Genomic DNA, 23309 nt, shown 5'->3' on the forward strand with positions numbered 1-23309 from the left:
CTCCGCTTCTCATTCTCCGCATTTTGACTACATTTGCTCCGTGGACAAAATCGATTCAGAGCGCCGCGTTGCCTTGCCTGCCCCCTTCATCCGCTGGTTTACGGAGAAGGGGTGGCAGCCGCGTGTCCATCAGCTCGAATTGTTGGCTCGCGCCGAGGCCGGCGAGAGCACCTTGCTGATTGCGCCGACCGGGGCGGGCAAGACCTTGGCCGGATTTCTGCCTTCGCTCACCGATCTGACCCGCCGCGGCAAGATTCCGCCCGGCTCGGCTTTCACCGGCATTCACACACTCTACATCTCGCCGCTAAAGGCGCTGGCCGTCGATATCGAGCGCAACCTGATGAAGCCGGTCACGGAGATGGGCCTGCCGGTCTCCGTCGAAAACCGCACCGGCGATACACCCAGCGGTAAGCGCCAACGCCAGAAACTCAACCCGCCGGACATTCTGCTGACGACGCCGGAGCAGGTGGCGCTGCTGCTCGCCAACAGCGAGGCGGAGCGTTTCTTCAAGGATTTGAAATACATCGTCCTCGACGAACTGCATTCTCTTGTGACGTCGAAACGCGGCCATATGCTCTCGCTCGGCCTTGCGCGCCTCCGCAAGCTTGCGCCCAATCTGCAAACCATCGGTCTGTCGGCAACGGTTGCCCAGCCGATGGACCTGCAGAAATGGTTGGTGGCGCAGGAGGAGGGGGCGGAGCGGCATGCCGGCCTGGTCATGGTCGACGGTGGTGCGAAACCTGATATTTCAATCCTCAAGACCGACGAACACATCCCCTGGTCCGGCCACTCCGCCAAATATGCCGTCCCCGATATCTATCGCGAGTTGAAGGAGCATCGGACGACGCTTCTCTTCGTCAACACGCGTTCTCAGGCGGAAATGCTGTTTCAGGAACTGTGGTCGGCAAACGACGACAATCTGCCGATCGCGCTGCATCATGGCTCGCTCGATGTCGGACAGCGCCGCCGGGTCGAAGCCGCCATGGCCGCCAACAAGCTGCGTGCCGTCGTCGCCACCTCGACTCTCGATCTCGGCATAGATTGGGGCGATGTCGATCTCGTCATCCATGTCGGCGCGCCGAAAGGCGCCTCGCGCCTCGCCCAGCGCATCGGCCGCGCCAATCACCGCATGGACGAGCCGTCTAAAGCGATCCTTGTGCCAGCCAATCGTTTCGAAGTGATGGAATGTCAGGCGGCCCTCGACGCCAATTATATTGGCGCGCAGGATACGCCGCCGGTTGGCGCCGGAGCCCTTGACGCCCTTGCTCAACATATCCTCGGCATGGCCTGCGCCGAACCCTTCGACATGCTGGAGCTCTATGATGAGATCCGCAGTGCCTCACCCTATGCCGACCTATCCTGGGAGACGTTCGAGCGCATTGTCGATTTCGTCGCCACCGGCGGCTATGCCTTGCGCACCTATGAACGTTATGCCCGCATCCGCAAGACGCCGGAGGGCCGCTGGCGTGTCTCCAATCCGCTGGTGGCGCAGCAATATCGCCTGAATCTCGGCACTATCGTCGAAGAGGCAATGCTGAACATCCGGCTGGTGAAGCGCAATGCGCTGGGGTCGCTCGGTCGCGGCGGTGCGCCCCTCGGCAAGGTAGAGGAGTATTTTCTCGAACAGCTTTCGCCCGGGGATACGTTTCTCTTCTCCGGCAAGGTGCTGCGTTTCGAAGGCATCCGCGAGAATGAGTGCCTGGCCTCGCAGGCCTTTTCCATGGACCCGAAAATCCCCTCCTATGCCGGCGGCAAATTTCCGCTGTCCACCTATCTCGCCGATCAGGTGCGCACGATGATCGCCGATCCCGATCGCCGGCATCGTTTACCGGATCAGGTGCGCGACTGGCTCGAGCTGCAGAAGGACAAGTCGTTGCTTCCCAAGCGCGACGAGCTGCTGATAGAGACGTTTCCGCGCGGCAGCCGCGCCTATTTGGTTGCCTATCCCTTCGAGGGGCGGCTGGCGCATCAGACGCTCGGCATGTTGCTGACGCGGCGGCTGGAGCGGGCAGGTGCAAAGCCCTTGGGCTTTGTTGCGACGGATTATTCGCTCGCCATTTGGGGGCTGGAAGACTTGGGCCTGATGATCGCCAATGGCCGTCTCAGCCTCTCAGACCTCTTCGACGAGGACATGCTCGGCGACGATCTCGAAGCCTGGCTCGATGAATCCTTCCTGCTGAAACGCACATTCCGCAATTGCGCCGTTATTGCCGGCTTGATCGAGCGCCGCCATCCCGGCAAGGAAAAGACCGGCCGGCAGGTAACCGTGTCGGCCGATCTGATCTATGACGTGCTGCGCAGCCATGAGCCGGACCATATATTGATGCAGGCGACCCGGCAGGATGCGGCCACGGGCCTTTTGGACATTGGCCGTCTTGGGGATATGCTGAAGCGAATCAAGGGGCATATCACCCACCGCGCGCTGGACCATATTTCGCCGCTCGCCGTGCCGGTGATGCTGGAGATCGGCAAAGTGCCGGTGCCGGGCGAGGCTCATGATGTGGTGCTGGCGGAAGCGGCTGACGATCTGATCCGCGAGGCGATGGAATAAGGCATAGTCCCGAAAAGTGTGAAGCGGTTTTCGGACAAGATCATGCCAAACGACGAAGGTAGACTAAATTGATGAACCGCCTGGCGCTTGCGCGAGAGATGAACGGCCCGTTCCGGAACGGCTTGACCCCGGCCTCGGGTGTCGAGACCGCCGTTCACGGCGTCGCCGCCGTCTGCGATCCGCTGGGCGCGCTCTATCTGCCGGATGCCGGCATCCTCGTCGTTTCCGATCTGCATCTGGAAAAGGGGGCAGCCTTCGCGCGCCGTGGCATGCTGCTGCCGCCTTACGACACGCTGGCGACGCTGACCGTGCTTGCCGCCGTCATTTCCCGCTACGATCCGAAACTCGTCGTCTCGCTCGGCGACAATTTCCACGACCGCGTCGGCTCGCAACACCTGCCGGAGGAGTTCCGCAGCCTGATCGTCAACATGGCGCGCGGCCGCGAATGGATATGGATCAACGGCAACCACGATCCGGATGGTACGGTCGATCTGCCCGGTCGCTCCGTCGATGAGATGCATTATGGCGGATTGACCTTCCGCCACGAACCGGGGGGCGGCCAGCAGGCCGGCGAGATCGCCGGCCATCTGCATCCGTCCGCCACTGTCCGTCGTCGCGATAAATCCGTCCGGCGCCCGTGTTTTGCCACCGACGGCGCCCGCCTGCTGATGCCGGCTTTCGGCACCATGGCCGGCGGGCTGGACTTGCGTCACAAGGCCATGGCCGGCCTGTTCGACCGGGAAAGTCTCATCGCCCACGTGCTTGGCCGCGACCGCATCTATTCGGTGCGGTTCGGCAATCTTTCAGCTTAGGCGGCCTTCGCAGGCTCGTAACGCAGGATCACTGCGCCGGTCTTAAGCGGTTTGGATTCGAGTAGCTTCATTGGAATCTGTTCTGCCGCCGGCTTGAAATGCGGGTTGCCGCTGCCGAGAACGACAGGGACGAGGCAGATGCGGATTTCGTCCACTAACGCCGCTTTCAAAAGCGTATCCGCCACTTCGGCGCTACCGAAGACGAATATGGTCTTGCCCGGCTCTTCTTTCAGTTTTCTGACCTCGGTGACGATGTCGCGAACGACGCGACTATTGTTCCACTCCGCCTTGTCCATCGTCCGCGAGGCGGCGATCTTGGCGATGCCGTTCATATAGGCGGCGATCTCGGGCGCTTCGGGCGCAGTCGGCCAGTAGGCGGCCATGCCTTCATAGGTCTTGCGGCCAAAGATCAAAAGATCGCCTTCCTGGCCGAGGTCCTTCGCGTAACGCTCCAGCTCGTCGCCCCAGGCGAGCATGTGGAAGTCCAAGTCCCAAGGCTTCGTGCCCTCGAAATATCCATCGAGTGTCATGAGATTCCAGACAACAAGCTTCCTCATCGGTCTCCTCCTTCGTGATAACCGTATCATAGTCAAAACTGGTTGCTAAAAGCAAGCAGTTGAAAATTAGCGTGACTGGTGGCAAAGTGCAAGCAGTTTTTGGAGATCCTTATGGACGCGCTCAATCGCTCCGGCTGCCCGATCAATCTGACCCTGGAAATCCTCGGTGACCGCTGGAGCCTGATCATCATACGGGACATTATGTTCGGCAATCGCCGACATTTTCGCGAGCTGTTGCAGAACTCGGAGGAAGGTATCGCCTCCAATATCCTCGCCGACCGGCTGAAGCGGCTGGTCGAGCGTGGACTTTTGACCCGCGACGGCGATCCGACCCACAAACAGAAAGCCGTCTACAGCCTCACCGAGATGGCGATCGATCTCGTGCCGCTCTTCGCCCATATAGGCGCCTGGGGCCGCAAGCATCTGCCGGTTTCGGAAGAACTGTCGATCCGGGCGGAACTGCTGGAAGATGGCGGTCCGAAGCTCTGGGAGGATTTCATGGATGAGCTGAGGGCGAAGCATCTGGGCAAGGTGTTGCCACCGGGTACACCCTCGGTGCTCGGCCGGCTGACCCAAGCCTATCTGGATGTGGTCGAGCGCAAGAGGAGCGCCTGATCAGCTCTTCCGGAACACGAAGCTTGCCGTCCATCCCGTAATCAGCGCCAGAAGCACGGAAAGCGCGCCGTAAGTGATCGGCCGCTCATGCGCGGCGTCGGTGATGGTCTGTTCGATGCCTGTTTTGATGACGCGCAGCGGCAAGGACCTTTCCGTCAGGAATTTGCCACTCTTGAAGAGATAAGCGCGCACTATATGCACGCCGTTCGGCACGTCGGCCGGAAGCCTGAGTGTTGCCCTGAAGAGGCTGGAACTCACGAAGCGCACGCCGGCTGGATCGCTCTCATAAAGACCGCGCACCATCTGCAGCCGCCGGAAGGCCTGTCGAAATTCCGGGACATCGGCGCCGCTGCCGACGAAACCGACCGGGGTCAGCTGAATATGTTCCATGCCGATGCCGCGGTCGTTCAGTTCGAGCGGTGCGGTAATGTAGTCGACGGCACGCGTGCTCGACAGCGAATAGGCCTGTGGCACATGTTCGAAGGTCATTGACCGGGTGTTGACCCAGATGCCGAAGATGCGTTCCTTCTTGCGCACGGTGGCATTTTGGCGCGGCCCTTCCAGCACGACGACGACGTCATATTGGCCGATCGCCAGAAGCAGCTGGTCGGTATTGGAAAGCGCGCCGAAGATCGTCAGGTCGGCGCCGGTGAAGTCGGAGGTGATGGCGATTTCGCTGGTGGAAGTGCCGATCTCCATCGTCTCGCGCGCCGTTGTGGACGTGGTCGGCTGATCCAGGAGCACCTGCGCCTCCGCGCTCAATGGCGCAAGCAGGAGACCGGCAGCAAGGAGCAGACCGATACGTTTCATTGGCCCGTTCCTTCGAGCACGATTGAATAGATATCGGCCGGCGTGACTACCAGCGCGATCGCCAGACGAAGGCCGACGGCAAGCACGAGGAGGCCGAGCAGGGCGCGAAGCTGTTCGCCGCGCAGCTTCTGGCCGACGCGCACGCCATATTGCGCGCCGACGACGCCTGCCACCATCAGCAGGAAGGCCAGCACGATATCGACGGAATAGTTGGTAGCCGCCTGGACGATGGTCGTATAGGCGGTGACGAAAATGATTTGGAACAGCGAAGTGCCGACCACGACATTGGTCGGGATGCGCAGCAGATAGATCATCGCCGGCACCATGATAAAGCCGCCGCCGACACCCATGACCGATGTCAGGATGCCGATGGCGAAGCCGAGGACGATCACGGGAATGACGCTCAGATAGATCTTCGATTTCTTGAAACGCATCTTCAGCGGCAGGCGGTGCACCCAGCTGTGATGGCCCGGCCTGCGGGGCATGGCCGGCTCGTTGCGGGCGGCGCGGCGCATCGCATTCAGGCTTTCCCATAGCATCAACCCGCCGATCGTGCCGAGAAAGACGACGTAGAGAAGCGAGATGAAGAGATCGAGCTGACCGATGCGCCTGAGCAGCGAGAAGATCCAGATGCCGAGGGTGGCGCCGGCGAGACCGCCGATCAGCAGCACCGTTCCGAGCTTCATATCCAGCGTGCCTCGGCGGAAATGCGTAATGGCGCCCGAGATCGACGAGGCGACAACCTGGTTGGCGCCGGTGGCGACGGCGACGACGGGCGGGATGTTGTAGAAGATCAAGAGGGGCGTGATCAGAAAGCCGCCGCCGACACCGAACATGCCGGAGAGAAATCCAACGGCTGCGCCCATGCCGAGAATAATGAAGATATTCACCGACAGTTCTGCGATCGGCAGATAGATCGTCACGGTCTGATCCCAGTTGCAGGTATCCGAACGCAAACGACCGGGTACCTGTGGACAATTTCCCCTTTAAACAGACGATTCTAATCTGAAATGATTGCCAGAGCCTTATGAAAAAGCATGGCGCCCTTCAGCTGTCGAAGTCTTTGTTCCAATCTAACGCGGCATTTTCCACGATTGTGTGACGAATTTTGTCACAAGGCAAAGCCGGCGGGAGGCGGGAGCTTGCCGTTGATGAAAGCGCTCAAACATGCCGACGATTTGATCATGCAATCGGCAACCGAAGGGGAAAGGCACAAAGAGAAAACGTGCCTCGGCCTGCACGATGCGACTCGAGATCGCGCATCGCTGCAGCAGCGGATTCGAAGGCTTCATCTCGATCGGAAATGAAGCCTTCGGGTTATTTGTTGCGGGCAAGAAGTTCCTTGACGACCCGATCGGTCACCTTGCCGTCCTGCGGCAGGCCGACCGATTTCTGGAAGCTCTTCAACGCGGCGACGGTCTTCTCGCCCATATTGCCATCAGGCGTACCGGCGTCGAAACCGTTATTGTTGAGGATCGCCTGGATGTTGCGGATCGCTTTCTTCATGTCGATCGAGGCGGTGTTGACGCCTTTGCCGGTTGTCCATTCCTCGGGGATAGTCGTGCCGTTCGCCTTGGCGTCGAGCGGCTGCGCCTTCCAGAGATCGACCTTGGCGCGGGCGCTTTCGAGCTCATCCTGCTTCATGGCGTTCGCCACTTCGTCGCGCTTCTGCGCGGCGTCCTTGTCGCCACCCTTGGCGGCAATCGCGAACCATTTGTAGGACTCCTGCAGGTCCTGTTTCACGCCGTTGCCGCGCGCATAAAGGATGGCGAGGTTGAACTGGCTGTCGGACACGCCGAGATTGGCCGCCTTGATGAACCAGTTCGCCGCCGTCGTATAGTCCTGCGGACCCGCAGCGCCGGAAGCGTAGAGAACGGCGAGGTTGTGCATGGCGCTGGCATTGCCCTGACTAGCCGCCTGCTCGTAATAGTCTTTGGCCTTGGCGAGGTCGCGGTCGAGGCCATTGCCCTTTTCGTACATGCTGGCAAGCCGGTACTGGGCCGGCGCGAACCCCTTGTCGGCGGAAAGCTGATACCAGTTTGCCGCCTGCTTGAGGTCGGCCGTAACGCCGCGGCCGTCGGTATAGCGCGCGCCGATTTCGAACAGCGCGACGGGATCGCCGGACTTGGCGGCGGCAACGAGCGTCGGTGGCTGGATGCCGTCAGGCACGGTGATCGCAGCCGCTGGAGCGGATGCCGGCATGGCAGCGGGCGCGGCGGTCGTAGTGGCATTGGCGGGTACGAAGGCTGCGGTTTGCTGAACGGGCGCGGCGCTGCCGGCCGGCGTCAGTGTTTCGCTGGCCTGATTGCCGTCTAGGGGCGCGGCGGTCGTCAGATGATCGTTCGCCTGCGCGACAGCCGGATTGGCTGGCGCGGGAGAAGACTGCGCGGCTCCTCCGCTGTCGGCGCTCGACGCCTCAGTCGTCGATGCCTGGCTGGCTGGCGCGTTCTTTGCCGCCTGAACCGCCGGTGCTGGCATCTGCGCTGCATTGGCGGAGGCACCGTTTGTCGCGGCAGCGTCGGCGGCCGAGCTCAGCACCGAGATTTCGGCCGGCGGTGGCGCCTTCTGGCCACGCGTCAGCGTATTGACCAAGGGGAAGGCCATGATCGCGAGCAGGGCTGCGCCGACAGCAAGCAGGATTGGCCGGCGGAAGCGCGAGAATGCGCCGCGCTTCTTTTCGCCGTTCTTAGCCGAAGGAGCCGAGCGCTGCGTTTGGTCCACTTCCATTGCGGCCGCCTGGGCGGCCCGGCGTGCGGCGGCAATATAGTCGGCGCGCTCGTTTTCGTTCGGCTGTTTGGCCGTGCCGTTGCGCGCCGCATTTTGGCTGGCACGCACGCGCTCCAGGATCTTCTTGATATCAGGTGCGCCGGAGCCCGGCTCGAGCAGCTCATTCGCCTCCTCGGCTGGCATCATGTCGACCGGATCGATCGACGGCGCCTGCTCGATGACGGGCCGGTCGGGCAGGAAGATCGGTTCGGCCTTCTCGGGCATGAAAAAGCGTCTGCCGAGGCTGGCGAGCAGGCTGGTTTTCGCCCCGTCCTTCTTCGCAGCGGCCTTGATTTCCGCCTTGGTGACGGCATCGACCGCTTGCGCGACGACGGTTTCCGGTGATGCCACGGTTTCGGCGGGCGCGACGGTGCGGATGATCGGTCCTGCCTTATGTGGTGCGGCCAAAGGCGGTTTCACCGTCGACGTGTCGGCGTGAGCGAAAGCATCACTGTCGAATTTGGCGGCGGGCATCGTCGGCGCCGGCTGGCGATGTTCCATATGGTCCAACCGGTCGGCGATCTGCAGCAGCGTGTCGTGCAAAGCCTCGAATGTGCGGTGGGTTCGCTCGTCGCTGCTGCGGCTGAGGTCTTCGAGATGGCGAAGGTCTTCCGCGAGCGCGGTCATCGCCGACATGTCGGCGGCAGGCACGCCATGACCAAGCATACCTTCGCGCGAATAGGCTTCGACCACGGCTTCTGCAGCGTGCCGGGCCGCCTCGATGATATATTCGTCATTGGTCGCCATGTAATCTTCGATCGCGCTCATGCGACGGTCGAAATCGGCGGGAATGTGGTCGGCGGCGGCCCGCGGCTCGCTCATCAGCAGCGTCGAGAGATGAGCGATCTGTTCTTCGAGATGGCGCAGCGCCCGTGTATCGGTCGGCGGGGCCGCCGTGCTCGCCTCCAGCCGCGCGGCGATATCGGAAAGACGGCCCTCCAGCCGACGGACCGCGCCATCGTCTACGTTTGTGGCCGGATGCGGCGGATGAAAGTCGATTTCGTCGATGCGCCGCGCCAGATAATCCAGCCGTTCGGCCAGCGCATGGTCGACCGAGCCCTGTTCCAGTGCATCGATCTTGCGGGAGATATCAGCGAGGTGGCTGACAAGCTCCGGCTGCGGTGCCGCCTTCTGCGAGCGCTCCATTAGATAGGAGAGCTGATCCAGGCGCTCTTCCAGCCGGGCCGCGGCCTTGGCATTGCCGAGTTCGTCGATGCGCATCGCCAGCGCCTCGAGGCGTCCGGAAAGGTCGTCCGCCGGCTGGCGCCGGGCTGCGTCGCGGCTCATCATGTCGATCTGGTCGGCAAGGCCGCTGATGCGGCCTTCGAGCCGCTGCATGGCCTGGTCCTGCGGCTGAATCATGCCGCCGAGGCTTTCCATGGCGTTGGCGATCGACAGCAGCTTGTTTTCCAGCGCATGCACGGCGGGGCTGTCGCTCATGCTGCCCAGATGCTGCTTGATGTCGTCGAGGCGGTAAGCGAGCGATACCAGCTCGTCCTGAAGACCGTTCGTGTCGATCGCCTGGACCTGGCGCTCGACATGGCGCAGCGAATCCTCACGGGCGAGCCCGTCCATCAGCGAGCGCAACTCTTCGAACTCCGCCTTCAGGCCGGCCGTTTCCGGCTGCCCGGGATGGCCGGCGAGCTGGCTGATGCTATCGGCGAGCCGCGCCATGTCTTCGCGCACATCGGCCGCGAAATGCTTGTCCTCGGCATTGCTGCGGATGTCGCGGATTTCGGCGCGCAACGCACTGACTTCGCGGGTAACGCTCTCGGCAATGTCGCGTTTCAGGTCTTGTCGCAGATTGACCAGTGCCTGAGCGATATCGACGGAGCTTTCAGCGGCTGGGCGCAGTGCGGAAGGCAGCGGTTGCCGTGAAGCCGGATTTTCGCCGATGCGCCTGCCAAGAGGCGGTTGCTCGACACCCAGGGCTTCCTCACGGCGCATATGCAGCCGCTCGCGGCTCGCCTCGAGCGCACGCTGGCGTTGGCGGATTTCGGCAAGCGGGTCGGGCCGCAGATCGGTTTCCGCACGTTCGGTGCGCAGCGGACGTTCATAAGGGCGTGGGGCATAGCCTTCGCGCTCGGTGCGCGGTGTACGTTCCCTAAGCGGAGGGCGTTCCGGCACCGGCGTAGGCTCGGGCACTGCGGCATAACCGTTTGCCACGCGCTGGCGCGTGTCCTGGGCGGCGGTGCCCATCAGGCCCTCGATGCGTGCCTCCAGCCCTTCGATGGTGCGGCTCAACGCATCCAGCGACGTCCAGTCGCCCGTGCCGGTAGGATTTGATCGCGATCCGCTCATCTTTTTGCTCGCTTCGACATATGGGTCACTCAAAGCCACCTTGCTTGTGGAAAAGCGGCTTCGCGGCATTCGCGCGCAGACCGCATCCCACCGTTCGGAAAGGGATAGTTTATTAGGCTTTCCTCAGGCTGAACCGCGAAAACTGCGCTCCATCAAAGCTAAGAAATGAAAGAAACGCGAAGCATCGCTGCTCATCCCGCACAATTCACGAAACGTGGTAAACAACCCGTTAAGTTTTGCGGAAATCTTAACCTTTTATTTTGGCCTTGTTATTGAATATGTTCATATTCTTATTGATGTGATCGACGCTGCGGCATTGGCGCGAGCGCATTGAACGTCCGTCATCCCCTCTGTTTTTGCCGTGGTTTGACGGGCAGAATTGCAGATCCCTTAAACTGAACGGCGTTATATTTTTCTCAATCGAGTTGTGAAATCCTGAAGTGACTTGAATATCTTCGGGAGTCGAGTTCGTGCCGCCATCCATCGCTCGTGAACCGGATCGGACACATTACGTTCTGGCCTTGGATGGATGGCGTGGGCTGGCGGTCATCGTGGTGTTGATGGGCCATTTTGGCGCCGACCAATATCTGCCCGGCTTCAGCTCTTTCGGCGTCGATCTGTTCTTCGTGTTGTCAGGCCGATTGATGGCGGAGATTTTGTTTGTCAGGCAGATGCGGCTACCGATGTTCTTCGCCCGACGGTTTGCGCGCGTTTATCCGACGTTGTTTGTCTTCGTATTGATCACTGGCCTGGCGTTCCACGGCACGGTCGGCGAATATGGCTTGAAACTCGCCGCTTTTGCGCTGACGTTCACCTTGAACTATGCCTTCGTCTACGGCCTGCCTTTTTCCTTGCTTGATCATATCTGGTCGCTCTGCGTCGAGGAGCACAGCTATATTCTCCTCGGTCTGATCGCCTTCGCCACCCGTTCGCGGAGCAAATTCATCACCTCGGGCCTTATCCTTGCTGCGGGTTTGATAGCCCTGATCAACGGCGTGATCAGGCTCGATATGTCGGAGGGAGACACCAGATTGGTCATGTGGCGCACCGATGTCGCCATGGCCGGGATATTCATCTCCGCAGCCCTCTTCATTTTTCTCAGGCCGTGGGTGCACCGGGAGAGCTGGACATGGATCGCGCCATGCGCCTTGGCAAGCGCGATCTTGGCGCGGATGTTCGGCCTGGATGCCGCAGCCTTCTTCGGCGCCAAGACGATCCTGCTGGCGGTGGCGGTCATCGGGATCGAATATTCCGCACCATGGTTCCGTCGGAATTTCGAAGGCAATGTGCTCCGCTTTTTCGGGCTGTGCTCCTTCTCGATCTATCTGTGGCAGGAACCGCTTTACAAGCTGATGGGCCTGGGTGTCGTACCGCCAGTTTTCCTGCTCATACTGGGTATCGCCTGCGGCGTGGCAAGTTATTACCTCATCGAGCGCCCCATGCGCGCAAGGCTCAATGCCATATTCAGCCGTCAGGTTGTCGGGCAAACTCAGCCCGGATAACGGTGAGCGCGGAAGCGGCCAGGCCGCCAACGGCTGATATTGGTCACATCGACGGTCATTATTTGGCAAGCCAGCAGCCGTAGGGCTACGGTCTCCGCCGCCTGCCACTATCAGTTTCATCGTGCGCCCGTTCGGTTACCTTACCCAAAAAACCAACGCGTCACGCAAATTTGACGTTTACGCAAACGTCAATATTTTGTAAGACTCGATCAATGGCCGGAATGAGATTCCGGCAGCGAATTGGAGGAATTCGAGAGATGCCAGTCTACAAGGCCCCGGTGAACGATACGCTTTTCGTCCTGAACGACGTGCTCGGGCTGGAACGCTACAACACGCTGCCGGGTTTCGCCGAGACCAGCCCCGACATGATCGAGGCGATCGTCGGCGAGGCGGCCAAGTTGGCGGAAGAAGTGCTTTTCCCGCTGAATTACTCTGGCGACCAGGAAGGCTGCGTGCGCCGCGACGACGGGTCGGTCTCGACGCCGAAGGGCTTCAAGGAGGCCTATCGGGCCTATCGTGAAGGCGGTTGGCTGGGGCTGGCGGTCCCGGAGGAATTCGGCGGGCAGGGGCTGCCTTACACGCTGCATTGCGCCGTCGGCGAATATACCTCCGCCGCCAATATGTCGCTGATGATGTATCCCGGCCTGACACAGGGCGCCATCGCCGCGATCTTCGTGCATGGCTCCGAAGCGCAGAAGCAGACCTACCTGCCGAAGATGATCGATGGCACATGGTCCGGCACCATGAACCTCACCGAGCCGCATTGCGGCACCGATCTCGGCCTGCTGCGCACCAAGGCCGTTCCTGAGGCCGATGGCAGCTACAAGATTTCCGGCCAGAAGATCTTCATCTCCGCCGGTGAGCATGACATGACGGACAATATCGTCCATCTAGTTCTTGCCCGCATCGAAGGTGCGCCCGATGGTACCAAGGGTTTGTCGCTGTTCATCGTGCCGAAGTTCCTCGTGAAGGAGGATGGTTCGCTCGGTTCGCGCAACGCCGTTTCCTGCGGCGCGATCGAGCACAAGATGGGCATTCACGGCAGTGCCACCTGCGTCATGAACTACGACGGAGCGACGGGCTTCCTGATCGGCGAGCAGAACAGGGGTCTCAACGCCATGTTCGTGATGATGAATGAGGCGCGCCTCGCCGTCGGCTTACAGGGACTGGCCGTTGCCGAGATCGCCTATCAGAACGCCGCCAATTATGCCCGGGAGCGCATTCAGGGCCGCTCGCTCTCAGGTCCGAAGGCGCCGGAAAGACAAGCCGACCCGATCATCGTTCACCCCGACATCCGCCGTTCGCTGATGACCGTCCGCGCCTTCAACGAGGCCGGTCGTGCCTTCCTGCTGTGGACGGCGCTGAAATCCGATATCGCCCATCGCTCCCCGGATGAGAAGGAACGGCAGGCAGCTGACGACATTCTCGGCCTGGCGACGCCGATCCTGAAGGGTGTCATGAGCGATAAGGGCTTCGATCACGCCGTCATGGCGCAGCAGGTCTTTGGCGGCCATGGCTATATCGAAGAGCATGGCATGAGCCAGTATGTCCGCGATGCCCGCATCACCATGATCTACGAAGGCGCCAACGGCATTCAGGCGCTCGACCTCGTCGGCCGCAAGCTGGCACAGAACGGCGGCCGCGCCGTCATGGCCTTGTTCAAGGAGATCGGCGACTTCTGTGAGGAGCATCGCAACGACGAGCAAATGGCCTTCTTCACCAAGCATCTGAAGAAGGGCTTGAACGACGTCCAGGCCGCGTCCATGTGGTTCATGCAGAATGCCATGGCCAAGCCCGACAATGCCGGCGCCGGCTCGACGGACTATATGCACCTCTTCGGCCTCGTCATCCTCGGCTATATGTGGGCGAAGATGGCGAAGGCGGCGCAGGCAGGTCTCGCGGGTGGCGACAGCGCACGCGAGGACTATCTGAAGAACAAGCTTGTCACGGCACGGTTCTACATGGAGCGCATCATGCCGGAAACGGCGCTGCGCAAGGCTCGCATCGAAACCGGCGCGGACACGATGATGGAACTGGCGGCGGAAGCCTTCTGAATACAACGGCGCTTGCCGCCGCAGGGAGATGAAACATGACCGAGGTTTTCATTTACGACCATGTGCGCACGCCGCGCGGGCGTGGCAAGAAGGACGGCGCGCTGCATGAGGTGCCGTCCGTCCGCCTTGCCGCCAAGACGCTGGAGGCGATCCGTGACCGCAACGGCCTCGACACGAGGATGGTCGACGACATCATCATGGGCTGCGTCGATCCGGTCATGGATGCCGGCGCCGTCATTCCGAAGGCCGCAGCCTTCGAGGCAGGCTATTCGACTACGGCGCCCGGCATGCAGATCTCCCGCTTCTGCGCCTCAGGCCTCGATGCGGTGAATTTCGGCGCGGCCAAGATTGCGCAGGGCGCCGACGATATCGTCATCGCCGGCGGCGTCGAAAGCATGTCACGCGTCGGCCTCGGCATGTCCGGCGGCGCCTGGTTCATGGACCCTTCGGTGAACTTCCCGGCCTATTTCATGCCGCAGGGCGTCTCGGCCGATCTGATCGCCACCAAATACGGCTTCTCCCGCGACGATGTCGACGCCTATGCGGTCGAGAGCCAGAAGCGGGCGGCCAACGCCTGGGACAAGGGCTATTTCAGCAAGTCCGTGATTCCGGTAAAGGACGTGAACGGCCTGACGATCCTCGCCAAGGACGAGCATATGCGCCCCGGCACCGATATGCAGGCCTTGGCCTCGCTCAATCCATCCTTTCAGATGCCGGGAGAGATGGGAGGCTTCGAAGCGGTCGGCATCCAGGCGCATCCGGAAGTCGAGCGCATCAACTATGTGCACCATGCCGGCAATTCCTCGGGGATCGTCGATGGCGCCGCCGCCGTGCTGCTCGGCTCGAAAGCCGGCGGCGAAAGCTTGAGGCTGAAACCGCGCGGCCGCATCAAGGCTTTCGCCAATATCGGCTCCGACCCGGCCCTCATGCTGACCGGCCCGGTCGACGTTACCGAAAAGCTGTTGAAGCGCACCGGCATGACACTGGCCGACATCGATCTTTTCGAGCTCAATGAAGCCTTCGCCGCCGTCGTGCTGCGCTACATGCAGGCTTTCGATATCCCGCACGACAAGATCAACGTCAACGGCGGTGCCATCGCCATGGGCCATCCGCTCGGCGCCACCGGCGCGATGATCCTCGGCACGGTGCTGGACGAACTGGAGCGCCGCGATCTCAACACGGCACTGGTGACACTCTGCATCGGCGCCGGCATGGGGACGGCCACGATCGTCGAACGCGTCTGAAGGAGGAGAAAACCAATGGCTTACACCAATTTCACCGTCGAGACCGACGCGGACGGCATCGCACTCGTCACTTGGGACATGCCGGGCAAATCGATGAACGTCTTCACCGTCGATGTGATGGACGAACTGAACGCCATCATCGACGCAACCGTTGCCGACAAGGCAATCAAGGGCGTGGTCATCACTTCTGGCAAATCCTCCTTCTCCGGCGGCGCCGATCTGTCGATGATCAAATCGATGTTCTCCTTCTATCAGGATGAGAAGGCGAAGGACCCGGCGACGGCCGCGCAAAAGCTCTTCGATCTCGTCGGCCGCATGACCGGCCTGTTCCGCAAGCTCGAGACCTGCGGCAAGCCTTGGGTGTCCGCCATCAACGGCACCTGCATGGGTGGCGCCTTCGAGATGTCGCTTGCTTGCCATGGCCGTGTCGCCTCGAATGCGAAAAGCGTCAAGATCGCGCTGCCCGAGGTCAAGGTCGGCATCTTCCCCGGCGCTGGCGGTACGCAGCGCGTGTCGCGGCTGACCGATGCGCAATCGGCCCTGCAGATGATGACGACAGGCCAGTCGCTGACGGCTGCACGCGCCAAGGCAATGAACCTGGTGCATCAGGTCGTCGAGCCGGATCAGCTGATCCCGGCCGCCAAGCAGATGATCAAGGATGGGCTGAAGCCCGTCGCTCCCTGGGACGAAAGGGGCTTCAAGGCGCCCGGTGGCGGCATATGGACGCCGGCCGCCGCGCAGCTCTGGCCGGCGGCACCCGCAATCCTTCGCCGTGAGACATCCGGCAACTATCCGGCCGCACTCGCCATCCTCAAATGCGTCTATGAAGGCCTGCAGGTGCCTTTTGACACCGGCCTCAAGATCGAGCAGCGCTATTTCACCCAGGTGCTGCAGACGACCGAAGCCTATTCGATGATCCGCTCGCTGTTCGTCTCCATGCAGGAGCTTGGCAAGGGTGCTCGCCGCCCGGCCGGACAGCCGAAGACCGAGCTCAAGAAAGTCGGTGTCGTGGGCGCCGGCTTCATGGGTGCCTCGATCGCCTATGTCACCGCAGCCGCGGGCATCCCCGTCACGCTCATCGATCGCGACCTTGAAGCCGCAACCAAGGGCAAGACGGTTTCGGAAGGTCTGGTCAAGGACTCCGTCGGTAAGGGACGGTTTACGCAGGATGAAGGCGCGGCGCTGCTGTCCCGTATCACGCCTTCGGCCGATTATGCCGACCTCAGCGATGCCGATCTCGTCATCGAGGCGGTGTTCGAGGATCGCGAGGTGAAGAAGGCCGTCATCGAGGCCGTTGAAGCCGTGCTGCCCGCAGGCGCCGTCTTCGCCTCCAACACCTCGACGCTGCCGATCACTGGCCTTGCGACGAATTCGAAGCGTCCGGCCGACTTCATCGGCATCCATTTCTTCTCGCCGGTCGAGAAGATGATGCTGACGGAAGTCATTCTCGGCAAGGAAACGGGTGACCGCGCCCTTGCCGTCGCGCTCGATTACGTCGCTGCCATCAAGAAGACGCCGATCGTCGTCAACGACACCCGCGGCTTTTTCGTCAATCGCTGCGTCCTGCGCTACATGTCGGAAGCCTACGACATGCTGATCGAAGGTGTCCCTGCGGCAATGATCGAGAACGCCGCGAAGATGGCCGGCATGCCGGTCGGGCCGTTGGCGCTGAACGACGAAGTCGCGATCGACCTGTCGCTGAAGATCCTGAAGGCGGCCGTCGCCGACCTTGGCGAGAAGGCCGTTGATATCGGACATTTGCAGCTGATCACACGGCTCGTCGAAGGCGAAGGCCGCTTCGGCCGCAAGAACTCCAAGGGCTTTTACGACTATCCGCCGAAACCAGCCAAGAAGTCGCTTTGGCTGGGCTTGAAGGATTTGTATCCGCAGAAGAAGGCCGATGAGATCGACGTCAACGTCCTCAAGCAACGCTTCCTCGTCACCATCGCGCTGGAAGCCGCCCGCACCATAGAAGAAGGCATCGTTACCGATCCACGCGAAGCCGATGTCGGCTCTATCCTAGGCTTCGGTTTCGCCCCCTACACCGGCGGCGCGCTCTCCTACATCGACGGCATGGGCGTCAAATCCTTCGTGGAGCTCTGTGAAACGTTGGCCGTAACTTGCGGACCGCATTTCAATCCGACAGCGTTGCTGAACGACATGGCGGCGAAGGGCGAAACATTCTATGGGCGGTTTGACCCCTATGGTGTGAAGACGGCAGCATAAAAGGCTTTCTCCACGCGAGAACATGCCGGTCAATGCTGGTAAAATAACGGGCCGCTCCTGTCGGGGGCGGCCCATTTCATTCGTCCTCTGCTTAGTTCCATCAAACTGAGGAGATAAACGATGGCCAAAATTATCGGAAACCGCGAAGAAGCCGACGCGATCTTTGCCATGCTGGTCGAGTGGGCAACGGCGATAGGAGAGAAGAACGCCGCCGGCGTCCTGTCGCATGTGACCGACGACATCGTGGAATTCACCCTGGCGCCGCCGCTGCAATATAAAGGCAAGGATCAGGCTGGCCTGCAAGGCTGGTTCGATACCTGGCAGGGGCCGATCGCCGGCGATGTCGAAGACCAGAAGCTGACGATCGGCGGTGATATCGCATTCTGGAGCGGCCTGACGCATATGCTGGGCACCAAGACCGACGGCAACAAGGTCGATCTCTGGTTTCGCCAGACGCTCGGCCTCCTGAAGGAAGCCGGTGTCTGGAAGATCGCCCATGATCACACATCGGTCCCCTTCGCCATGGACGGCAGCGGATTGGCCGAGCTTGGGCTGAAGCCCTAACTGCGGGCGCAAGCCGGCGCGACCACCTTCTCGCGCCCGGCCCTCAACGCCATCACGCCGCTGCCGACCAAGACCAGAATCGCTGCAGCATAGATATCTGTCGTTGCCGCAAAACCAACGGCCTTCGACAGGAACCCGGCCAAAATGGCGGGCAGGCTGAAGGCGAGATAGCTTTGGATGTAGAAGGCCGAGAGCAGGCCTGCGCGCTCGTCGGGCTTGGCCAATGGCATGATGCTGCGCACGGCACCCAGGAAATTGGCGCCGAAGCCGGAGCCCGCGATCAGCGTGCCGGCGATGAGGATCGGCACCTCGGCCGAATGCACGCCGGCGACCACGGCGAGAATGCCGAAGGTCATGGTCGATATGCCGAAGGTCAGCGCGGTTGCAGCAGGCTTTTTGCGCAGCAAAAACACGGATGCGGAGCCGCTGATCGTCAATGCGGCAACGACCGAGCCGCCGACAAGGGGCGCGGCACTGCCCGTGGTGGCGCTGATCAACGACGGGACCAGCGAGAGATAGAAGCCGCCGAGCGCCCAGACTGCGACATTGATCGGTGTCAGCGCCAGCAGCGTCCGGCGGACCTGCGGCGGGATCGCCACCTCGGGCTTCAGTGAAGCGATGAGGCCGGTTCTGCGGCGGGTCGTTTCGGGCGTTGCCCAAATCAGCATGGCCTCCAGGACCAGAACGACAAGCACGACGGCGTAAACGAGAAGTGTCGGCGCCGGCGCATATTGCACCAGAGCGCTGGTGCCAAGCGCGCCGATCGCCATGCCGATGAGCGGCGCGATGCTGTTGGTCACCGAACCCTTGGCCGGATCGAGATCGACGAGCGCGGCGCCGATCGAGGCTGCCGCGGCGCCCGTGGCGAAGCCTTGCACGATGCGTGCGGCAATCAGCCAATTCGGACTGTTGGCCGTTAAAAACAGCACCATCGCCACCATATTGAGGATGAGCGAAGCAAAGATCACCGGCCGACGCCCGAGGTGATCGGAGATCGAACCGACGATCAGGAGCGAGATGAGGAGAGCGAAGGCATAGACCGCAAAGATGACCGTGATCAGCACCGGCGAGAAGGCGAATACCTGCTGGTAGATTCGATAGAGCGGCGTCGGCGCGGAAGAGGCAGCGAAGAAAGTGGCGCTGGTGGCGGCATGAAAGAGCGGTGCGAACCGGCGGCCCAATGGCCGCGGCGAATTGGCGGTGGATTCGAACGTGGTCATCAGCTACATCCTGGCTAAAAGCTAAAATATTGCGTTAAGCACATGTAGCGTGCCGCGCAACTAAAAGCAAATAATTTGCGTTAGCGCGCGCTATTGCGTTTGATGCACTATCGGCAACAAAGGGAAAGATTGGGATAAACTTATGGTTTCAAAGGAAAATCCGCGTCCCGGCGGGCGCAGCGCCAGGGTTCAGGCCGCGGTGCATCAGGCAGTTCGAGACATGTTGGCCGGAATGAATCGCGCCGATGTGACGATCCCGCTCATCGCGCAGCGCGCCAATGTGACGCCATCGACCATCTATCGCCGCTGGGGGGACCTGCAGGAGCTCCTGGCCGACGTGGCGGCCTCACGCCTGCAGCCGGAAACGGAGCCGCCCAAAACCGGTAGCGCCAGGAATGACCTGCAGGCCTGGGCCGAGCAATATGCCGACGAAATGTCCTCCGGCGCAGGCCGCCAAATGATCCGCGATGTCCTGGCGGTATCCGACACGGCAAATGCGGAGAAGTGCTGCATCTATACCCAGCAACAACTGCGCGTCCTCGTCGCCCGGGCGGACGAGCGGGGTGAGGCATTCCCGACGCTCACCGAACTGATGGACTACGTCGTCTCGCCGATCATGTACCGCATCCTTTTCGACCAGGTGCCGAGCAATGATTGCGTTCGCGGCCTGATCTCTCGGGTGATGCCGGAGAATACTGATTAAAGGACTTGGAAAGACCGTAAACATGCATCTTGAAATTGTACTGATCTACTAGACCCCATCTTCAGCCTTAGCGATATTCGAGACTGAAATTGGGAGTGGCGGCCGAAAACTCGGTGCAAGACGACACAACCGGTGTTGATCTCGGTGCTTTTTCACGGCTTTGGTTGAGGTGCTCGTAACTTACGCACTTAAAAGATGTCAGAAAGGTGATTCCCTTGGGATACAAGCGCCTGAGCGGGGCTTCGGGCCAATTTGCTGTTGAAAAATAAGGAAAAAGGTGGTGCTAATCATCACTAGCGAATTCAACGGCAACGCGAAGGGGACTGGTCAATGCTTAATGAATTCAAGGCTTTCATTGCTCGTGGCAACGTCATGGATCTCGCAGTCGGTGTAATCATCGGCGGCGCGTTCGGCGGTATCGTCAAGTCGCTGGTTGAGGATATCATCATGCCGATCGTCGGTGCGATTTTCGGCGGTTTTGACTTTTCGAATCATTTCCTGCCCCTGTCGTCTGCCGTCAATGCGCCGACGCTGGCCGGCGCCCGTGCGCAGGGCGCGGTTTTCGCCTATGGCAATTTCATCACCGTCCTCATCAATTTCCTCATCCTCGCCTGGATCATATTCCTGATGGTCAAGGGCGTGAACGCGTTGCAAAAGCAGGTCGCGCGCAAAGAGGAAAAGGCCGCCGAAGCCGCGCCGCCGCCGGCCGATGTCCAGTTGCTGACTGAAATTCGCGATCTCCTAGCAAAGCGCCCCGCCGCCTGAAGCACTTTTTCGCAATCCCTGATTTCAAGCCTCGGCTGATCAACGGCCGAGGCGCTATCCATCACGAAAATCGATTGGTCGCTAAGGCAAAGTCATAGGATTTGGCCACGTTTCTGCTTTATGAAGCAGGAAACCGGAGACCTAGCATGTCGATTTTGGATAGCCTTAGCCCGCGTGCGCTTGCCGCACCCGAAAGCGGGATCGTGGAAGTTGTGAATTATGCCCGTGGCCGCGACGGCCTGCTGCCGCTATGGGTTGGCGAGGGCGATCTGCCGACGCCGGATTTCATCAATCACGCCGCCATGGCCTCGCTTAACGCCGGCGAAACCTTCTACACGTGGCAGCGCGGCATTCCGGAGCTGCGCCAGGCACTTGCCGATTATTATGGCCGGCACTTCGGCACCTCCTTGCCGATGGAGTATTTCTACGTCGTCGGCTCCGGCATGCAGGCGATCCAGCTTTCCGTGCAGGCGATCACGTCCCCCGGCGATGAGATGGTCTATCTTTCCCCGGCCTGGCCGAATATCGCCGCGGCGCTGGAGATTGCAGGCGCCCGTTCGGTCCCCGTGCCGTTGCAATTCGAACACGGCAAATGGTCGCTCGATCTCGGGCGCCTGGAGGCGGCGATCACGCCGAAGACCAAGGGTCTCTTCATCAATACCCCTTCCAATCCCACGGGCTGGACGGCGACCCACCAAAATCTTCGGGATATTCTGGCGCTCGCGCGCAAGCATGATCTCTGGATCATGGCCGACGAAATCTATGCGCTTTACTATTATGCCGGCGGCCGCGCACCGAGTTTCCTGGACGTCAAGGAAGCCGACGACAAAATCCTGTTCGTCAATTCCTTCTCGAAGAACTGGTCGATGACCGGCTGGCGCGTCGGCTGGATCGTGGCGCCCGCCGAGCTTGGCCAGGTTATCGAAAACCTCGTGCAATATTCCACCTCCGGTGTAGCGCAGTTCATGCAGAAGGGTGCAGTTGCCGCGTTGAACGAAGGCGATGATTTCGTCCGCTCCAACGTCGCCAAGGCGGCCCGTTCGCGTGACATCCTCTGCGATGCGCTGATCGCCACCAACCGCGTCCACACGCTGAAGCCGGACGGCGCGCTCTATTCGTTCCTGAAGATCGACGGCGTCACCGACAGCCGCAAGGCCGCCCTCGATATCGTCGACAAGACCGGCGTCGGCCTGGCGCCTGGAACGGCCTTCGGCAAGGGCGGTGAACTCTTCATGCGCGCGTGTTTTCTGCGTGATCCCGCGCAGGTGGCGGATGCCGCGGAACGGTTAAGCCGGTATATTCTAGGTTTGTAAGGGCTGGGTTTACCTGCTGATCTATTGACTGAACCCGGCCGTTGCGCCGGGTTTTTCTTGCGCGCCACCGAGATCGATAAAATTCGATCAATCCCCGAAAACCCGGCCTAACCATAGGAACAATCTTCCCTTCGCGTGGGCCCACTCAACCCCTGCTTTTAATCAAATCCGTAAGAAAGCGGGCTTCATATGCTCCTCAGATTACTTAGCAGGGGCGCGAAGAATGACAGTGTTGGTGACGGGCGGCGCCGGATATATCGGCAGCCATATGGTCTGGAAATTGCTGGACGCCGGCGAGGATGTGGTCGTCATCGACCGTCTCTCCACCGGCTTTCGCTGGGCGGTCGCGCCGGCGGCACGCTTTTATCTCGGCGATGTCGCCGATGAAGCGTTGCTGCAGAAGATCTTCGCGGAAAACGATATCGACGCGATCATTCATTTTGCCGGCTCCGCCGTTGTGCCGATGTCGATCGAAGATCCGCTTGCCTATTACGATAACAACACCGGTAAAACCCGCATCCTGGCGAGCGCCGCGATCAAGGCCGGCATTCGCCACTTCGTCTTCTCCTCCACCGCCGCCGTCTACGGCCCTCAGCCCTCCAGCGAACCGGTGCGGGAAAGCGCGCCGCCGCGGCCGGAAACACCTTATGGGCAATCCAAGCTGATGTCGGAATTGATGCTGCGCGATGCCGCCGCGGCTTATGATTTCCGCTATGTGGCGCTGCGCTATTTCAACGTCGCCGGCGCCGATCCGAAGGGTCGGGCCGGTCAATCGACCGACGGTGCAACCCATCTAGTCAAGGTTGCCTGCGAGGCGGCCCTCGGCCGGCGCCGCCAGGTGGATATCTACGGCACCGACTATCCGACACATGACGGCACCGGTGTGCGCGACTACATCCACGTCTCCGATCTCGTCGAGGCGCATCTGATGGCACTGCAACACCTGAGAAACGGCGGCCGGCCGCTTGTCGCCAATTGCGGTTATGGCACGGGCTATTCGGTGTTGGACGTCCTGAACATGGTCACGCGCGTCTATGGCCGCGCTTTCCGCATTCATATGGCGCAGCGTCGACCCGGCGATGCAGCCAGCGTTGTCGCCGACGCCACCCTTGCCCAGCGCGAACTGGGATGGGCGCCGAAATACAACTGCATGGAGACGATCATACGCTCGTCGCTGGAGTGGGAAATCTACCTCGCGCACAAGTCCGGTTTCGACGTCAGTGGCTTGCATAAGGTGTTCGCGGCGCCAAGCGTCTGAGATCGCTCAGCGCCGGAATTACATGGGAATATATCTATATTTTAATGT

18 protein-coding genes are annotated in these 23309 nt (G+C 61.0%); 13 read left to right on the plus strand and 5 right to left on the minus strand.

Annotated elements, in window-relative coordinates; all coding sequences use genetic code 11:
* The first annotated feature begins 40 nt into the window (after positions 1-40).
* On the plus strand, positions 41-2551 hold the full coding sequence (locus PY649_RS09960; protein ID WP_285868145.1) for a ligase-associated DNA damage response DEXH box helicase: 2511 nt from the start codon (positions 41-43) through the stop codon (positions 2549-2551).
* 71 nt (positions 2552-2622) lie between these two features.
* The gene (gene pdeM, locus PY649_RS09965; RefSeq protein WP_285868146.1) at positions 2623-3363 is read left to right on the plus strand and encodes a ligase-associated DNA damage response endonuclease PdeM; all 741 of its coding nucleotides are present in this window, start codon (positions 2623-2625) and stop codon (positions 3361-3363) included.
* Here the strand turns inward: pdeM and PY649_RS09970 are convergent.
* Complete coding sequence (locus PY649_RS09970; RefSeq protein ID WP_285868147.1) at positions 3360-3920, minus strand: dihydrofolate reductase family protein; 561 nt, start codon at positions 3918-3920, stop codon at positions 3360-3362. The genes pdeM and PY649_RS09970 overlap by 4 nt on opposite strands.
* Positions 3921-4031: 111 nt before the next feature.
* Here PY649_RS09970 and PY649_RS09975 point away from each other — a divergent pair, with 111 nt between their 5' ends.
* On the plus strand, positions 4032-4535 hold the full coding sequence (locus PY649_RS09975) for a winged helix-turn-helix transcriptional regulator (protein ID WP_285868148.1): 504 nt from the start codon (positions 4032-4034) through the stop codon (positions 4533-4535).
* Here PY649_RS09975 and PY649_RS09980 read toward each other — a convergent pair whose 3' ends face one another.
* Positions 4536-5345 (minus strand): TIGR02186 family protein, encoded by an 810-nt coding sequence (locus PY649_RS09980; protein WP_285868149.1) that lies wholly within the window; start codon positions 5343-5345, stop codon positions 4536-4538.
* Positions 5342-6268 carry a sulfite exporter TauE/SafE family protein gene (locus PY649_RS09985; RefSeq protein ID WP_285868150.1) on the minus strand — a complete coding sequence of 309 codons (927 nt, stop codon included), beginning with the start codon at positions 6266-6268 and terminating at the stop codon, positions 5342-5344. The genes PY649_RS09980 and PY649_RS09985 overlap by 4 nt, the downstream gene beginning before the upstream one ends.
* 228 nt (positions 6269-6496) lie before the next feature.
* Here PY649_RS09985 and PY649_RS09990 point away from each other — a divergent pair, with 228 nt between their 5' ends.
* Positions 6497-6652 (plus strand): hypothetical protein, encoded by a 156-nt coding sequence (locus tag PY649_RS09990; RefSeq protein ID WP_285868151.1) that lies wholly within the window; start codon positions 6497-6499, stop codon positions 6650-6652.
* A gap of 10 nt (positions 6653-6662) precedes the next feature.
* Here the strand turns inward: PY649_RS09990 and PY649_RS09995 are convergent, their stop codons facing one another.
* A complete protein-coding gene (locus tag PY649_RS09995; RefSeq protein WP_285868152.1) occupies positions 6663-10412 on the minus strand; it encodes a peptidoglycan-binding protein in 3750 nt (1249 codons plus the stop codon).
* 470 nt (positions 10413-10882) lie between these two features.
* Here PY649_RS09995 and PY649_RS10000 point away from each other — a divergent pair, with 470 nt between their 5' ends.
* From PY649_RS10000 to PY649_RS10020, 5 genes are all read left to right on the plus strand, one after another.
* On the plus strand, positions 10883-11914 hold the full coding sequence (locus tag PY649_RS10000; RefSeq protein ID WP_285868153.1) for an acyltransferase family protein: 1032 nt from the start codon (positions 10883-10885) through the stop codon (positions 11912-11914).
* 257 nt (positions 11915-12171) lie between these two features.
* Positions 12172-13968 (plus strand): acyl-CoA dehydrogenase C-terminal domain-containing protein, encoded by a 1797-nt coding sequence (locus tag PY649_RS10005; protein WP_285868154.1) that lies wholly within the window; start codon positions 12172-12174, stop codon positions 13966-13968.
* 35 nt (positions 13969-14003) lie between these two features.
* On the plus strand, positions 14004-15212 hold the full coding sequence (locus tag PY649_RS10010; RefSeq protein ID WP_285868156.1) for an acetyl-CoA C-acetyltransferase: 1209 nt from the start codon (positions 14004-14006) through the stop codon (positions 15210-15212).
* 15 nt (positions 15213-15227) lie between these two features.
* Complete coding sequence (locus tag PY649_RS10015) at positions 15228-17438, plus strand: 3-hydroxyacyl-CoA dehydrogenase NAD-binding domain-containing protein (protein WP_285868157.1); 2211 nt, start codon at positions 15228-15230, stop codon at positions 17436-17438.
* A gap of 120 nt (positions 17439-17558) precedes the next feature.
* Positions 17559-18002 (plus strand): YybH family protein, encoded by a 444-nt coding sequence (locus PY649_RS10020; protein ID WP_285868158.1) that lies wholly within the window; start codon positions 17559-17561, stop codon positions 18000-18002.
* Here the strand turns inward: PY649_RS10020 and PY649_RS10025 are convergent.
* The gene (locus PY649_RS10025) at positions 17999-19225 is read right to left on the minus strand and encodes an MFS transporter (protein WP_432761345.1); all 1227 of its coding nucleotides are present in this window, start codon (positions 19223-19225) and stop codon (positions 17999-18001) included. The two genes, PY649_RS10020 and PY649_RS10025, sit on opposite strands and share 4 nt — an antisense overlap.
* Positions 19226-19364: 139 nt before the next feature.
* Between PY649_RS10025 and PY649_RS10030 the strand changes: the two genes are divergently transcribed.
* The 4 genes from PY649_RS10030 to galE all read left to right on the plus strand — a co-directional run bounded on the left by PY649_RS10030 (position 19365) and on the right by galE (position 23261).
* Positions 19365-19925: a TetR/AcrR family transcriptional regulator gene (locus tag PY649_RS10030; RefSeq protein WP_285868160.1), complete on the plus strand. Its 561-nt coding sequence runs from the start codon at positions 19365-19367 to the stop codon at positions 19923-19925.
* 330 nt (positions 19926-20255) lie between these two features.
* Positions 20256-20690, plus strand: a complete 435-nt coding sequence (mscL, locus tag PY649_RS10035; protein WP_285868161.1) for a large conductance mechanosensitive channel protein MscL — start codon at positions 20256-20258, stop codon at positions 20688-20690.
* Positions 20691-20836: 146 nt separating this feature from the next.
* Entirely contained in the window at positions 20837-22003 is a 1167-nt protein-coding gene (locus PY649_RS10040) for a pyridoxal phosphate-dependent aminotransferase (protein ID WP_285868162.1), read from the plus strand.
* A 223-nt stretch (positions 22004-22226) separates the two neighbouring features.
* A complete protein-coding gene (gene galE, locus PY649_RS10045) occupies positions 22227-23261 on the plus strand; it encodes a UDP-glucose 4-epimerase GalE (protein ID WP_285868163.1) in 1035 nt (344 codons plus the stop codon).
* Positions 23262-23309 lie beyond the last annotated feature (48 nt).

This window comes from Rhizobium mayense (assembly GCF_030272705.1).
GTDB classification, from domain to species: Bacteria; Pseudomonadota; Alphaproteobacteria; order Rhizobiales; family Rhizobiaceae; genus Rhizobium; species Rhizobium mayense.